This window comes from Micromonospora sp. WMMD1102 (assembly GCF_029626265.1).
GTDB lineage: Bacteria > Actinomycetota > Actinomycetes > Mycobacteriales > Micromonosporaceae > Plantactinospora.
Genome location: NZ_JARUBN010000001.1, coordinates 6,167,685 through 6,182,676 on the forward strand (window position 1 = coordinate 6,167,685; position 14,992 = coordinate 6,182,676).

A 14,992-nucleotide genomic window follows, 5' to 3' on the forward strand; every position below is an offset into this window, starting at 1 on the left:
CCGGGGCGGGCCGGAATACTTGGACACCGGCACTGGCCCAGCAGCACCTGCCCGCCGGCCGGGCGCCCGGAGCAGTCGGACGCCAGCGGGGGCGCCGGAGCGCCTGGACGCCGGCCGGGCGCCGGAGGCGGAAGGACCCCTTGACCGCGATAGACGGATACCTCGACGAGCTCGACCGCGCCCTGCGGGGGCCGCGGCGGGTCAAGGCCGACCTGCTCCGGGAGGCCCGGGACAGCCTGGTCGACGCGAGCGAGGCGTACCGGGACCTCGGTCTCGACCCGGGCACCGCCGACCGGCGGGCGGTCGACGACTTCGGCGCGGTCGGCCGGATCGCCCCCGGCTACCAGGCGGAACTCGCGCTGGCCCAGGGCCGCCGGACCGCGCTGCTGGCCGTGTTCGTCCTCGCCGTCCAGCCCCCGTTCTGGCGGCTGGTCTCGTGGCGGCTCGCCGAGCCGGATCCGCTGCCCGGGCTCTCCGGCGTGCTGGAGGACCTGGTGAGTTGGCTGGGCACCCTGGCGCTGGTGGTCGCCCTGCTGGCCGTCTGGGTCCTCGGGCACGGGATCCGGGTGTTCGGCGCCCGGCCCGGACACGCCCGGCTCACCGGGATCTTCGCCTGCGCACTGGCACCCGTCTTCAGTCTCAACGGCCTGCTGCTGGCGTTCTTCAGTCCGGCCGCCGACGCGCCGCCACTGATCCGGCTTCCGCTGGTGCTTGTGGTCCTGGTCACGCCGATGGCCCTGGTGGCGGTGCACGGCTCCCGCTGCCTGTCGGCGGCGCGTGCGGCGACCAGCCCGCCGGTACATCCGGTCAATTAGCGGTCGTCGCCAGGCGCGGCCCAGACGGAAACCGATCGGCTCGACCTGCGACCCGCTCGACTTTCATAAGTAGAGCATCTACATGTAGGTTGCTAACCTATCTTTGGCCGGGACGCGGTGCGGTCCCGGGCTCTGCGACGGAAGGAGCCGACAGTGTCGACCGAACCCGCCCCCGCCGCCCCTGGACCCGGCGCCACCCCCAGACCCGGCGCCACCCCGGACCGGGCCGGCGTCTTCGCCCGGCTGGCCGGCTGGGCGTACCGGCACCGCTGGGTGGCCGTGCTGAGCTGGGTCGCCGTGCTGGTCGGCCTCGCCGTGGCCGCCCAGGCGGTCGGCCCGGACTACCACAACGACCACTCGCTGCCGGGCACCGAGTCGCAGGCCGCCGCGGACCTGCTGGCCGAACACGGGTCCCGGCAGCGGGCGGCCAGCGTCGAGATCGTGCTGCACGACGCGGGCGGCCTCGCCGGTGCCCGCGAGCGGGTCGAACCGATGCTCGCCGAGGTACGCACCCTCGCCTCGGTCGCCGACGTGGCAAGCCCCTACGGGACGCCCGAGGCCGTCTCCGCCGACGGCACCATCGGGTACGCCACGGTGACCCTGGACGGGCCGGCCGAGGAGGTGCCGGCCGAGGACGTACGGGCGGTGATCGCCGCCGCGCGGGAGGTCGCCGGGGACGGGCTGCGGGTGGAGTTGGCCGGTGACCCGGTGCGGGCGGCCCAAGAGAGCGAGGGCGGCGCGGCGGAGGGCGCCGGACTGCTGGCGGCCCTGGTCATCCTGGTGATCCTCTTCGGTTCCCTGCTGGCCGCCTCGCTGCCGGTCGGGATCGCCGTCTTCGCGGTGGGCAGCACGCTCAGCCTGGTCGTCCTCGCCTCGCACGTCGCCACGATCGCCGACTACACCGCCCCGCTGATGGCCCTGGTCGGGCTCGGCGTCGGCATCGACTACGCGCTGCTGGTCTTCTCCCGGTTCCGCTCCGAGCTGCTGGACGGTGCCGACCGGGCCACCGCCACCCGGACCGCACTGGACACCGCCGGCCGTACCGTCTTCTTCGCCGCCTGCACGGTGGTGATCGCCCTGCTCGGCCTCGTCCTGCTCGGCCTCGGCTCGCTTCAGGGCGTGGCCGTGGCGGTGGCGCTGACCGTGCTGGTCACCATGCTCGCCTCGCTGACCCTGCTGCCCGCGCTGCTGGCGCTCTTCGGCGGGCGGGTCGAGCGCGTCATCCGGCGCCGCGCCGCGCGGGCGAAGCGGGCCGAGGGCGCGCTGTGGCGGAGCTGGGCCGGGTTCGTGCAGCGCCGGCCGTGGCTGGCCCTGCTGCTGCCGACGGCCCTGTTGCTGCTGCTCGCGGTGCCGGCCCTGGACATGCGGCTGGGCTTCGCCGACGCCGGCAGCGACGCACCGGGCTCGACCAGCCGGCAGGCGTACGACCTGATGTCGACCGGCTTCGGCCCCGGGCGCAACGGTCCACTGGTGGTAGTCGTCGAGGGCGGCCAGCCGGCGGCGACCGAGGTGCGGGACGCGCTGGCCGGGGCGGCCGGCGTCGCGGCGGTCACCCCGCTGTTCCCGGCCCCGGACGGGCAACTGCACACCCTGCTGCTCTTCCCGACCTCGGCCCCGCAGGACGCGGCCACGATGGAGCTGGTGCAACGGCTGCGCGACGAGGTGCTCCCGACCGTCGAGCGGAACACCGGGGTGCTCGTCTCGATCGGCGGCGGTACGGCGGCCGCGGTCGACTTCGCCGACGCGATCGCCGACCGGCTGCCGCTCTTCGTGGTCGTCGTGGTGGGCCTATCCGCCCTGCTGCTGGTACTCGTCTTCCGTTCCCTGCTCGTCCCGGTCAAGGCGGCGGTGCTCAACCTGCTCAGTGTGGCCGCCGCCCTGGGCGTGATCACCTACGTCTTCCAGTACGGCAACCTGGGCGTGCAGCCCGGCCCGGTCGAGGCGTTCGTACCCGTGCTCATCTTCGCCATCGTCTTCGGCCTCTCGATGGACTACGAGGTCTTCCTGGTGTCCCGGATGCACGAGCACTGGGAACGGCACCACGACGCGCAGGGCGCCGTCCGGGAGGGCCTGGCCACCACCGGGCGGATCGTGACGGCCGCCGCCGCCATCATGATCGTGGTGTTCAGTGCCTTCCTCTTCGACCCGGGGCGGATGCTGCGACAGTTCGGGCTCGGCCTGGCGGTGGCGATCTTCGTGGACGGCTTCGTCATCCGCTGCCTGATCCTGCCCGCGGTGATGCGGCTCTTCGGCGCCCGCGCCTGGTGGCTGCCGTCCTGGTTGGACCGCTGGCTGCCCCGGGTCGCCCTGGAACGGCCCGAGCCGGCCGCCCCGGCCCCCGCCGGCACGCCGACCTCCAGCCCGGTCTGATCCCTTCCTCACGGCGGCCCGGGTTGCCGGCGGGACTACCCTCGGGCGGGTGCGCGATCCCCTGGTCCTCGCCGTCGCCCAGCCGCGCTGCCTGGCGCACGACGTGGTGGCGAACGCCGACGCCCACGCCGAGGCGGTCCGGGCCGCCGGAGCCCGGGTGCTGGTCTTTCCCGAGATGTCACTGACCGGGTACGAGTTCGACGCCGCACCGGTCGACCCCGGCGATTCCCGCCTCGCCCCGGTCGTGACGGCCTGCGCCGAGACCGGGACGCTGGCGCTGGTCGGCGCACCGGTGGCCGGCGAGCGGGGACGGCGGCACATCGGTGTGCTGGCGGTCGACGGCGACGGAGCGCGGGTGGCGTACCGGAAGATGTTCCTCGGTGGGTCCGAGCCGGCGCACTTCGCGCCGGGCGACGGGCCGGCGGTGGTCGAGGTGGCCGGCTGGCGGCTCGGGCTCGCCGTCTGCAAGGACACCGGGATACCGGAGCACGCCGCCGGGACCGCCTCGCTCGGCATCGACGCCTACCTCGCCGGGGCGCTGGACCACGCGGCGGAGTGGGGCGTCCAGGCGGAGCGGGCCCTGCGCACCGCTGCCGCGCACCGGGTCTGGGTGGCCACTGCCAGCTTCGCCGGCGCCACCGGTGGCGGGTTCACCCACGCCGCCGGACGGTCGAGGATCTGGGCCCCGGACGGTCGGGTGGTCGCCGAGGCCGGACCCGAGCCGGACGAGGTGGTCCGGGCGACCCTCGCCTGAGCACCCCGACCCCGACCCCGGAGCTGGCGGCCCACCGAGGTCGGGACGCGTTCAGGCAGTGCCCGCGCTCAGGCTGTGCCCGCGCTCAGGCCGCGACGCGGTCGGCGGGTGGGCGGCGACGTCGCGCGGTGTCGGTGAGTGATCGCGGCCGGAAGAGGGCGTTCGGGCTGTACCGGTCGGTGCCGGGCGGCACGATCTCGTCGATCCGGTCGAGGGTGGCGTCGTCCAGGGTGAGCGCGGCGCCGTCGAGCAGGTCCTCCAGTTGCCGCATGGTCCGCGGCCCGATGATCGCCGAGGTGACGGCGGGATGGGCCACGGTGAAGGCCACTGCCAGCTGCGGCAGGGTGCAGCCGAGGCCGGTCGCGACCTCGACGAGCTGTTCGACGATGTCGAGCTTGGCTGCGTTTCCGGCGATCGTGGGATCGAAGTTCCCCGGGCGGAGTGCGGCCCGCCCGGTGGACAGGTCGATCGGCTGGTCCCGGCGGTATCTGCCGGTGAGGAACCCGAAGGCCAGCGGACTCCAGACCAGTACTCCCATGCCGTAGCGCTGGCAGACGGGCAGCAGCGAGGTTTCGATCCCCCGGGCCAGGATCGAGTACGGCGGCTGTTCGGAGCGGAAGCGTTCGAAGCCGCGCCGCGCGGAGACGTGCTGCGCCTCGACGATCTCCTCGGCCGGGAAGGTCGAGCAGCCGAAGGCACGGATCTTGCCCTGGCGTACGAGGTCGCTGAGTACCGACAGGGTCTCCTCGATGTCGGTGGCGGGGTCGGGGCGGTGCACCTGGTAGAGGTCGATCCACTCGGTGTCCAGCCGCCGTAGGCTCTCCTCGACCGCCCGCAGGATCCACCGGCGGGAGTTGCCGCTGCGGTTGCGGCCCTCGCCCATCTGGAAGTGCACCTTGGTGGCGAGTACGACGTCGTCGCGCCGGCCGCGCAGCGCCTTTCCGACGATTTCCTCGGACTCGCCCTGGCCGTACATGTCGGCGGTGTCGACGAAGTTGATTCCCCGGTCGAGGGCGGCGTGGATGATCCGGACGCAGTCGTCGTGGTCGGGATTGCCGACGGCCCCGAACATCATCGTCCCGAGGCAGTGCACACTGACCTCGATTCCGGTCCCGCCGAGAGTGCGATAGCGCATGGTGCTGCACCCTAGGAGCTAGAGTCGACTCTAGGTCAACCTCGGTACGCTGAGCGACATGACCGAGGTCCCGACGGCGTTGAGTATCGGCCAGCTCGCCGAACGCACCGGCCTGAGCGTGCACGCGCTCCGCTTCTACGAGCACGAGGGGCTCTTCGTCAATCCCGTCCGACGCGGGCCCGGCGGCCGGCGCGTCTACGACCAGGACGACGTGGACTGGCTGACCGTCTGCGTCATCCTGCGCGCCTCGGGGATGCCGCTGCCCGTGCTCCGCCGGTACACCGACCTGGTCCGGGCCGGGGCCGGCAACGAGCGGGAGCGGCTGACCCTGCTCCGGGAGCACCACGGCCAGGTCGCGGAGCAGATCGACAGGCTCACCCAGTCCCTGGACCTGGTCAGGTTCAAGATCGGGGTGTACGAGGACCTGCTGGACCAGGAAGCAGGCGTACCTGCCGGCTAGCGGCGTCCGGGTCGGTGAAGGCGAGCAGCCGGTCGGCCTCCGCCTCGATCTCGGTGTACTCGACCGGGGTTAGCCGGCGCAGCGGACGTACGGTCAGCACGGCGGCACCGTCCGTCCGGGACGTCGACCACATCGCGGCCACCGTCCCGTCGACAAGCACCGTGGCCGCCACCGCCGCACCGACGCAGACCTGCCGGCGTTCCTGGTCGGTCATGATCCGGCTCCGGTCGGCGTACGCCAGCAGCGGCGCGTCGAACTCCGGCAGCAGCCGTACCGGGGCGGGCAGGTCGGCCGGCGGCAGCGGCCGGTCCGGCAGGTCGAACAGTTCCCGGCCGGACTCGTCGGCGTAGACCCGCAGTTCCGGGCGGAGCCCGGCGAAGACCTCCCGGAGCCCGGCCACCCCGGACCAGGCCCGCGCGTCGGCCACGGTCGCCGGGCCGAACGCCGCCAGATAGCGCCGGACCAGCTCGCGCAGCCCTTCGGCGGTCGCCTCCCGGGTCACGCCGGTCCAGTCCGAGCTGGCGAACGGGGTCGCGCCGTAGGTGTTCCAGGTGCCGCTCGGGGCCGGGTGCAGCACGGGTTCGAGATACTGCGCGGTCCAGCCGAGGGCGGTCGGGTCGTACTCCGGCCAGGCCAGTGCGAGTTGCCGGCCCAGGGCCGGCCGGGTCAGCACCCGCCCGTCGGCGAGCAGCCGCCGGGTCTGCGCGACCAGCGCGTCGAGGTCGAGACCGGCGGTGCGGGTACCGAAGGCGTTGCGCTGCACCCGGCGGAGCAGGCCGGTCAGGGCGGGCCGGACCAGCCGGAAGTCCGGCACCGACAGCAGGTGCTGGGTGGCCCGCATCAGGGTCGAGCGGACCAGGGTACGGTCCTCGACCGCCCGGGTCAGCTCCGCGACCGTGAAGCCGCGCAACCTGTTCCAGAGCGCCAGGTACGGCAGGTTCGGGCTCTGCGCGTTCAGCCCGAGCAGCCGCTCGACGGCCGGGACGACCGGCAGCTCCGCCCGGCGCAGCAGCAGTTGCCGGTCCAGGGCCGCCCGGCCGAGAACTCGCGGACCGAGTACGCGGGGAGATGTCATGCCGGAACGCTAGCCGGAATTGCGGCCACTTCCTGTCCTCAAAGTTGGCTCAGCCGGACGGGTGGCGCCGGGGCGCTTTTCCCGCCCGGACCGGACCGGCATAGCAGAGTCGAGCCCGGGAGCGCCCGCAGCGGCCTCCCCGCCGACGCGTGCCGGAAGGGAATCGACAGCATGGCCAAGACGTGGCTGATCACCGGAAGTTCCCGGGGACTGGGCCGGGCGCTCAGCCAGGAGGTACTGGACCGGGGCGACAACCTGCTCGCCACCGCCCGGCAGCCCGACCAGCTCGCCGACTTCGTCGACAGGTACGGCGACCAGGTGCGGCCGTACGCCCTCGACGTCACCGACCCGGCCGCCGCCCGGGCGGCGGTACGGGCCGCCGTGGAGACCTTCGGCGGGCTGGACGTGGTGGCCAACAACGCCGGTTACGCCAACAGCGCGCCGATCGAGGAGATGCCGGAGGAGGACTTCCGGGCCCAGGTCGAGACGAACCTGTTCGGGGTCGTGAACGTCACCCGGGCGGCCCTGCCGGTGCTCCGGGACCGCCGCTCCGGGCACTTCCTCCAGTTCTCCTCGGTCGGCGGCCGGGTCGGCGGCACGCCGGGGCTGGGCGCCTACCAGACGGCGAAGTTCGCGGTGGAGGGCTTCTCCGAGGTCCTGAACAACGAGGTCAAGCCGTTCGGCATCCGGGTCACGATCGTCGAGCCCGGCGCGTTCCGGACCGACTGGGGCGGGGAGTCGATGCGGCTGGCCGATGTGGGCGAGGACTACGAGCAGACCGTCGGGCGGATGCACGCGCTGCGTCGCGACATGGACGGCCAGCAGGCCGGTGACCCGGAACGGGCCGCCCGGGTGATAGCCGACCTGGTCGGGCTCGCCGCACCGCCGCTGCGGCTGCTGCTCGGCTCGGACGCCCTGCGGCTGGCCGAGGAGGCGGCGCGGGTCCGTGCCGCCGAGTGCACCGCCTGGGCCGACGTCAGCCGGAGCACCGACTACGACAGCGCCACCGACTTCGCCCGGACGCCGGTCGCCGCCATGCTCACCCCGCGCAGCCCGAACTGACCCCGCGCACCCTTCCGCCATGCCGCCGGCTCGGGCAGAAAACTGACGCCGACGGATGACTCGCCGTCCACACGGGACGTACGCTCGGCGACGCAGGTCCCACGACGAGCCCGCCGAGCCCCGGGGCGGGAGCCGCCTCCCCGGTCCGGCCGGCCCGTCGACCCCTCGGACGGCGGAAGGTCAGGAATGAGAACGAGACGCACCATCGCCGCGGCTGCCGCCACGGCGGTGCTCACCGTGCTGTCGCTGTCGCTGGCATCGGCCGGCCAGGCCGCGCCGGCGCGTTACCCCCACCTCAACCCCGGTGGCCAGCCACGACTGGCCGAGAAGGTGCCGGTCAACGTCGTGTTCCTCGGCTACGAGCCGAACCAGGTGCCCCGGGCGGACTACCAGACGGAGCTGCCGCGCGACTACGAGCCGGTGGTCCGGTCCCGGCTTCTCTACGACGTCCGGGAGAAGCTGGGCCTGCACTACACGTACGACTACCGGATCAGCTACGCCGACCGGCGGTACGAGGACCGGTTCTTCGGCGAACTCAAGCGGCTGGCCAGGCCGGCACCGCTGACCGCGCTCCAGACGGAGTACAACGCGCAGCGGCGCAACGTCCTGGACATCACCTCGAACCACCACATCGACGCGCCGAGCGTGGAACGCTGGCTGGCGAAGAACCCGCCGGCCGGAGTGGACACCCGGCGGAACACCGTCTTCTTCATCAACTGGTACGGCCGCTCCGACTTCCGGTTCCACGTCTATACCAAGACCAACGAGCCGGACCCGGACACCGGCTACAACTTCGGCGTCGAGCGGGACAGTCGCAAGATCATTGCTTGGGGTGGCACCACCGCGAAGGACGAGGAGGACGGGCTCGGCTCCACCCACCGGATCTGGTTCCACGACCTCTCCGCCGGCCCGGAATCCTGGACCTCCAACTGGAACGTCGACAACCCCGACCTCGACGGCAACGGCATCGAGGACTACCGGATGCCACCGACCTGGGAGTACGTCGCCGGTAGCTACCGGCCGGCCGGCGCGCTCGCCGGTGACCTCGGCCGGATCACCAGGTACGTCGCGCTGAACCTGCTCTTCACCACCTCGCCGCTCTATCCGGCCGAGCTGCCCACCGCCGAGCCGCCGCGCTCGATCAACCTGGACAGCAACGTGTACGAGGGCTGGCCGGGCGTGGACGCCTCCAAGCGGTACGTCAAGCCCGGCCTGCTCCTGGCCGAGCTGCGCGAACTGCGCTGGCGCAACAGGCTCGACTACGACAGCCAGGACCTGCCGTTCACCGGTGACGCGCGGCGCTGCTACACGCTCGCGATGGAGGACGTCTCCTGCTATCCGGAGACCGGCTACCCCGGCTTCGCCAACTTCTATCTGCAGAACCAGAAGGAGGTGGCGCGTACCCAGGACGACCAGGGCCGGGTCGACTACGAGCTGCCGATGTTCAGCTACGCGGTGCCGGCGGGCACCGACGTGCCAGCCCTCGGCTTCGCCGACGACAACTACGTCGACGGCACCCAGACGTACGTCTTCGCGTTCGTCTCGCCGGAGGTCGTCGAGGCCGGCTACGGCCTGACCACCACGCTGATCCACGAGGTCGGGCACCACATCGGGATGAGCCACCCGCACGACGGCTACGACAGCACGACCGGACTGGACTACGGGCCGGAAGACGGGTTCTACTTCGTCGGCGCCGGTGACCAGACCAACTCGATGATGAGCTACATCGACCTGAACTGGGACTTCAGCCAGTTCGACCACGACAACAGCGACCGGTTCCTGACCGCCGCCTACAACGAGGCGGCGAACCGGCTGGCCGCGGAGGTACTCGGCTCGCCCCGTTCGCACCGGGCCCGGGACGAGTTGGCGGCGGCGGACCGGCTGCTCGGCCGGGCGAAGGCGGCACTCGCCGCCCACCAGTACCCGGCCGCGCACGCCTACGCCGACCAGGCGTACGCCGAGGTGGTCAGGGGCGCCCGGCAGGCCGGCGTGCCGACCGACCGGGTAGCCGCCGAGATGTCGGCCCAGGCGCGAGCCGCCCGGACCGCCGTCGAGGCGGACCAGCCGCACGAGTTCATCGACAGTCTCGACCCCGACGGGCCGCGCAGCCAGCCCTGACCGTGCCAGGAAGGGCTCCCGCACGTCGTTCCGTACGTGCGGGAGCCCTTCCTCGCGGGCGCGGCGCGGGCCCGATGCGATGTGGTGTGGTGTGGTGACCAGGGAGTTCGGGTGTTCGGAGGTCGGTGGAGTGGTTGGTCCGGCAGTGCCCCCGGTGGTGCTCATCCCCAGTCCCCTGCTTGGTCCGTCGGTGTGGGCGCCGGTCGCCTCGGTGCTGCGCTCCCGCTTCGGGGTCACCGCGACCGTGCCCGCACCGCCCAGCCCGGCGGCCTCGGCACCCGCGACGGTCCTGGCGGCGATCGAGAACGGTCTGCCGGACTCGGACGATCTGGTGCTCGTGCCACACAGCAACGCCGGCCTGTACGTCCCGGCGCTCGTCGCGGCCCGCCCGGTGCGCGGCGCCGTCTTCGTGGACGCGCTGTTGCCACCGGCGAGCGGCAGCGTGCCGGTGGCGCCAACCCGACTGGCCGAGATGCTCCGGGACAGGATCGATCCGGCGGACGGCCGTCTGCCGCCGTGGACCCGCTGGTGGCCCGAGGAGTCGGTGGCGGAGCTGTTTCCCGATGCCGGATCCCGGGCCCGGGTCGAGGCGGAGCAGTCCCGGGTGCCCTTCGACTACCTCACCGCCCGGGTGGAGCTGCCCGAGGGCTGGGACGCCGTCTCGGCGGGATACCTCGGTTTCGGTGACACCTACGCCGACGAGCAGGCGGACGCCCGGACCCGTGGCTGGCCGGTACGCACCATCCCTGGGAAACACCTGCACATGCTGCACGACCCGGCCGGTGTCGCGACGGAGATCATGACCCTGGCGGCGGCGTTGAAGTGAGCTCCAGCCGGGACCCGCTGGAAACCCGGTCGAGCCGGCGCGGCGGATCGCGCAGGATGGCGGGGTGAGCAGGCGGCTGAGGGCGATCGCCCAGGAGACGGTGGCGGCGGCGGAGCGGGGCTCCTACCGGACCGAGCAGGGTGCCGAGGTGGCCATCGGCGACGAGGTGGCCAGGGCGGTGGCCGGGACCCGGCTGCACCTGCCCGACGAAGCCCTGCCGGCACCGCAGCCGCTGGCCGGGCCACCCACCGTCGAGGTGACCGACGAATCCAGCCTGGCGGCGTGCCGCCGGCTCGACGGCGACCTGGCCTGTCTGGTCTTCGCCTCGGCCCGCAACCCGGGCGGCGGCTTCCTCAACGGCGCGCAGGCCCAGGAGGAGAGCATCGCCCGCGCCTCGGCGCTCTATCCGTGTCTCCGGGCCGCCTGGGACTTCTACCTCGCGCACCGGGCCGACCCGTACCTCGGCTACAGCGACCGGGTCGTGCACTCGCCGGCCGTACCCGTGTTCCGGGACGACCGGGGCACTCTGCTGCCGGCGCCGTACCCGGTCTCGTTCCTCACCTCGGCGGCGCCGAACCTCGCCGCGATGCGCCGCAACCAGCCCGACCGGCTGGGTGACGTCCCGGCCGTCCTGCGTCGGCGGGCCGCCCGGGTGCTGGCGGTCGCCGCCGGGTACGGGCACCGCCAGCTCGTCCTCGGCGCCTGGGGCTGCGGTGTCTTCGGCAACGACCCGGCGACGGTGGCGACCGCCTTCGACGAGGCGCTCCGGGCGAGCCCGTGGTTCGAGCGGGTGGTCTTCGCCGTGTACGACCGGGAACGTGGCACCCCGACCCTGGCGGCGTTCCAGCAGGTCTTCGGTTCGACCGAGGTCGACGGGTCCACATAGCATCTCGTCGTGGCGGAGGCGTCAGGCCAATCTGTATGGCTCAAGTTCTTCGAGTACGACCACCCGTCCGGCCCGGCATCCAGTCCCTGCTGCTCGGCGACGTGACCTGCTCGCATCCCCGATGTCGGCTGCTTCGCCTGGGCCCGTCGGACTTCCGACAGCGCACGCGACTGGAATCACAGCCGTACGTCGGTTCATCCCGCTCGTCGATTCGTGTAGTCATTCAACTACGTCTCGACAAGGTTGATCGGCGCACATCTGTGAGGTGCTGTGGTGGATGTTGCACAGGCGCTCCTCAAGGTACTGCCACTCGCGCTCCCTATCCTGGGAATTCTGGTCAGCGTCATGTCGATGCTGATCAGCCGTGCCGGCCACGCCAGCCAGTGGCCGGGGCAATCTCAGCGCCTTACCGGCTACGCCCAATCGACAATTGGCCTGCTTATGGCTGCTTTGTCTCTTCTGCCCTGGATCGTCGTCGGCGGCGTTCCATGGCGGGGCGGCGACCTGCACGACGTCCTGCTGGCCGCCAGCTTTCTGATTGGCACCGGCATCTGTGTGAACGGGGTTCGTCGGGTGCGGGGGGCCCCGATCGACCGGGATGCCGAGCCGCTTCGCGCACTCGCCGCCGAGATGGTCGGAGTGCTGGGCGAGGCCGAACCGCGAACCGACCCGTACGGTTCAGTGCGGGTGGATCTGTTTCCGGCCGGGGTCAACCGGTGGTTTCGCGCCCCGTCGTTGGTAACCCGCCTGCGTGAGTTGAGTGAGCCGCTGACGGTGCTGGTTGCGCCGCCCGGATCGGGCAAGTCCACTGCGTTGCGCGCGCTGGCCCGCACACTCTGCCGCGACGCCAGTCAGAAACGATCACCCCGGCTGATGGCGGTCTACGTCGACCTGGGAGCGATGCCGACCTCGCCCGTCGTGCCCACCGTCGACCAGTTGCGTTCTTTCGTACTCTACAGGGTGATCGGGACCGATCCGGCGATGCGGTCCAAGCTCGAGGCTGCCCTGAGGGGCGATGCGGACCGGGCGAGGTGGCTCTTCCTGTTCGACTCACTGGACGAGTTGGCGGTGGCCTGGCCCGCCGAGCAGGTCACAGCGCTGACACGCGAGTTCCTGACCGTCCTACGCCGGTTTCTCCGTCCGGGAGATCTCCGCTTTCAGGCCATCGTCGCCGCCCGGGACTCGATCATCCTGCCGCCCGGAATCGCGACTGTCGGGATCGCTCCGATGACTCGCGATGCACAGCGTCGACTCATGCATGCCGCAGGCCTTCAATCCGCCGACCAGATGCGCGCCCTCGACCGGATGCGGCAGAACGCCGGAGAGCTGTCCGGGCGGCCGTTGGCCTTCCGGCTCTGGTGCGAAGTGGTCCGCGACCTCGGTGCCCGTTCTGCGCCACGGGCGCCGGACAGCCTGTACAGCTTCCTCTCCGCCACTGTCGACGCTCGACTTGGCGGAGCGTCCGCCGACGTCCCTGTGAAAGGCGTGCTGCGGGCCTTGGCCGAGGACATCGCGGGATGCATGGCCTCCGAGGCGGATCTGGGATCTGCCCCGTCCCGGCAACGGCTGACTTTCATCCTCGCACGGCGGACAGGGCGCGCGTCACACGAAATCCAGGCAGGACTCCATCTTCTGACGGAGTGTGGGCTGGTTGTCGCACACCGACCACAGACATTCACCTTCGCCCATCGCAGCTTTCAGGACTTCTTCGCGTCGAACTGGCTAAGGCGCAACGTCGAAGCGGTTGACCTCAGATCCGTCCTGACGGATCTACGGTGGCGCGACGCGGCGATCATGTCGATGTGGGCAGGCTCGGACAGCTTCCGGCGCATCGTGCTGGCAAAGGCCGCCGACCTCGTCGGCGACCTGGCCGAGCCGCTGATCTCCGATCTCGCTACCTGCCTCGACGCCGCGCCCCATGAACCGCTGCCCGTCCTACTTGACGCCACGGGTTCGGTCCCCGTGCCCGAATCCCTGACGGGACACATTCTCACCCTCATCTCGGCGATACCTGCCGGCCGCGCGACACTGATCCCGAAACCGGTCCGCATCGTGGCGGATCGTTTCGTAGTCACCGCGTTCGCGCACGGAGACAGAACCGACCAACGGTCTGCGCTGACCCTGCTTAGGCTGACGTCGCCGAGGGTGGCGAATTGGGCTGCGGAGCGTGCCGTGCGCGGCGGCGGGTGGCTGCTCGAAACCGCCGCGATCGCCATGTCCGAGACACAGCATCCGATATTTAATCTGTCGATCTGGTCGAGGTTTCGACTCGTCGGCGGTCTGCTGGAACGGCCTACCGTCGCGGAAAAGGTGATCCACAGCGGACCGATCGAGCCAGCATCCGACACCCTGCCCCTGCTCGTACGACACCTACGTTTCGGAGTGCGCGCCGGTGCTGTAATCATGCTCGCCGCATGGCTTTGGCTGACACTGCGCTCCCTCGGCGATGACTCGGCCATGACCGTCGCGACGCTGGTCCTGGCGATCCCTTGGTTCGGCCTGGTCCTTTGGACGTATGCAAGGGGAGAACGGCGGGCTGGCCTCCCAGAGGCAATCCTGCTCTTAGTCGGTTCAGCAGGAGGCGCCCTGTTGACCTTTATCGCCATCCTGGCGCTCTTCCTGGAGCTGATTCGGTTGATCGGCGGCTCAGGTGCGGGTATCAACGTAGGAGCACTTGTATTCGCGTACGGGATCACCTGGCCTAGCTGTTTCATCGCGCTACTCCTCCTCGGAACGTCGCCATCTCTGCTGAGCTTGGCCCTCCCACAGCTACACGTCGTCGCCGTCCTGACTACCCGAGCCAAGAGGGTCCCGCCCGGTTGGTGGCAGAAGGCGTTCTCCAGGGTGCTCGTCGTCGGTGGACTATTCGGAACAGTGATTTACGTCGTTTTCGGCCCGCTTCCCTTCGTAGCCGTTGCTAACCAAAGCGAGGTCAGGGGGTCTCTTCTAGCCTCCCTGGCTGTAGTGTCGAGTATCGTCGCAACCGCACGACTGTGGACGCGGCATTCTCGCGTCCGGCGCGATCTGCAGCGCAGCATCGCCGACGAATCCCTATGCAACGATGTCTTTCTTGGGCACCTGAAGACGACCCGTGGCGACGATCGGGCAGTACGCCTGCTGCTGGAGACGCTGCAGCAGGCACCACCGGAAGCCCTCCGCGTGGTCCGAGACGTCCTCGTGGACCTCACTCGCGCGTTGGCCCACGTCGACCGGATGGTCCCCGGGGGTACCAGGACGCGCATCCCGCGTGGTGTGTGGGATGTTGGCCCACGTTATGCCCATTCCGAGTTCCGTCGATGGCTGGAGGCTTTCGATGCCGCTCACCCAGGACGGCTAAACTGGCTCGCCACCAACCACGCCGACGCCGTCGCCCGGCTGGCCGCCAGAACTGAACCAGTGACGGCTCCTTACCCGCACCCGTACGTCGTACATCGCTCGCCGACCGAAGCCTCCCCAACCACCGCAGGGTGATTCGGGCGAGGCACAGCGGT

Annotated in this window: 11 protein-coding genes; 9 read left to right on the forward strand and 2 right to left on the reverse strand. The window is 71.2% G+C overall.

The genetic code is table 11. The features are described 5' to 3' along the window. The first annotated feature begins 140 nt into the window (after positions 1-140). From O7626_RS27685 to O7626_RS27695, 3 genes are all read left to right on the forward strand, one after another. A complete protein-coding gene (locus O7626_RS27685; RefSeq protein WP_278064008.1) occupies positions 141-815 on the forward strand; it encodes a permease prefix domain 1-containing protein in 675 nt (224 codons plus the stop codon). A gap of 153 nt (positions 816-968) precedes the next feature. Continuing rightward, positions 969-3,185, forward strand: coding sequence for an MMPL family transporter (locus tag O7626_RS27690; protein ID WP_278064009.1), 2,217 nt, complete (start codon positions 969-971; stop codon positions 3,183-3,185). A gap of 49 nt (positions 3,186-3,234) precedes the next feature. Further along, positions 3,235-3,939 carry a carbon-nitrogen hydrolase family protein gene (locus O7626_RS27695; protein ID WP_278064010.1) on the forward strand — a complete coding sequence of 235 codons (705 nt, stop codon included), beginning with the start codon at positions 3,235-3,237 and terminating at the stop codon, positions 3,937-3,939. A gap of 85 nt (positions 3,940-4,024) precedes the next feature. Here O7626_RS27695 and O7626_RS27700 read toward each other — a convergent pair whose 3' ends face one another. Further along, the gene (locus tag O7626_RS27700) at positions 4,025-5,074 is read right to left on the reverse strand and encodes an aldo/keto reductase (protein WP_278064011.1); all 1,050 of its coding nucleotides are present in this window, start codon (positions 5,072-5,074) and stop codon (positions 4,025-4,027) included. 58 nt (positions 5,075-5,132) lie between these two features. Between O7626_RS27700 and O7626_RS27705 the strand changes: the two genes are divergently transcribed. Next, a complete protein-coding gene (locus O7626_RS27705) occupies positions 5,133-5,534 on the forward strand; it encodes a MerR family transcriptional regulator (RefSeq protein ID WP_278064012.1) in 402 nt (133 codons plus the stop codon). On the opposite strand, the gene O7626_RS27710 is transcribed toward O7626_RS27705, so the two are convergent. Then, positions 5,476-6,609 carry a winged helix DNA-binding domain-containing protein gene (locus O7626_RS27710; protein WP_278064013.1) on the reverse strand — a complete coding sequence of 378 codons (1,134 nt, stop codon included), beginning with the start codon at positions 6,607-6,609 and terminating at the stop codon, positions 5,476-5,478. The genes O7626_RS27705 and O7626_RS27710 overlap by 59 nt on opposite strands. Before the next feature lie 171 nt (positions 6,610-6,780). On the opposite strand from O7626_RS27710, the gene O7626_RS27715 reads away from it, so the two are divergent. The 5 genes from O7626_RS27715 (at position 6,781) to O7626_RS27735 (ending at position 14,972) form a co-directional block, all read left to right on the forward strand. Beyond that, entirely contained in the window at positions 6,781-7,671 is an 891-nt protein-coding gene (locus O7626_RS27715; RefSeq protein ID WP_278064014.1) for an oxidoreductase, read from the forward strand. Positions 7,672-7,857: 186 nt separating this feature from the next. After that, the gene (locus tag O7626_RS27720; protein ID WP_278064015.1) at positions 7,858-9,789 is read left to right on the forward strand and encodes a hypothetical protein; all 1,932 of its coding nucleotides are present in this window, start codon (positions 7,858-7,860) and stop codon (positions 9,787-9,789) included. A 154-nt stretch (positions 9,790-9,943) separates the two neighbouring features. Continuing rightward, complete coding sequence (locus O7626_RS27725; protein ID WP_278064016.1) at positions 9,944-10,615, forward strand: hypothetical protein; 672 nt, start codon at positions 9,944-9,946, stop codon at positions 10,613-10,615. A gap of 64 nt (positions 10,616-10,679) precedes the next feature. Further along, complete coding sequence (locus O7626_RS27730) at positions 10,680-11,501, forward strand: TIGR02452 family protein (protein WP_278064017.1); 822 nt, start codon at positions 10,680-10,682, stop codon at positions 11,499-11,501. Positions 11,502-11,774: 273 nt separating this feature from the next. After that, positions 11,775-14,972: a hypothetical protein gene (locus O7626_RS27735; protein WP_278064018.1), complete on the forward strand. Its 3,198-nt coding sequence runs from the start codon at positions 11,775-11,777 to the stop codon at positions 14,970-14,972. Positions 14,973-14,992: the final 20 nt, after the last annotated feature.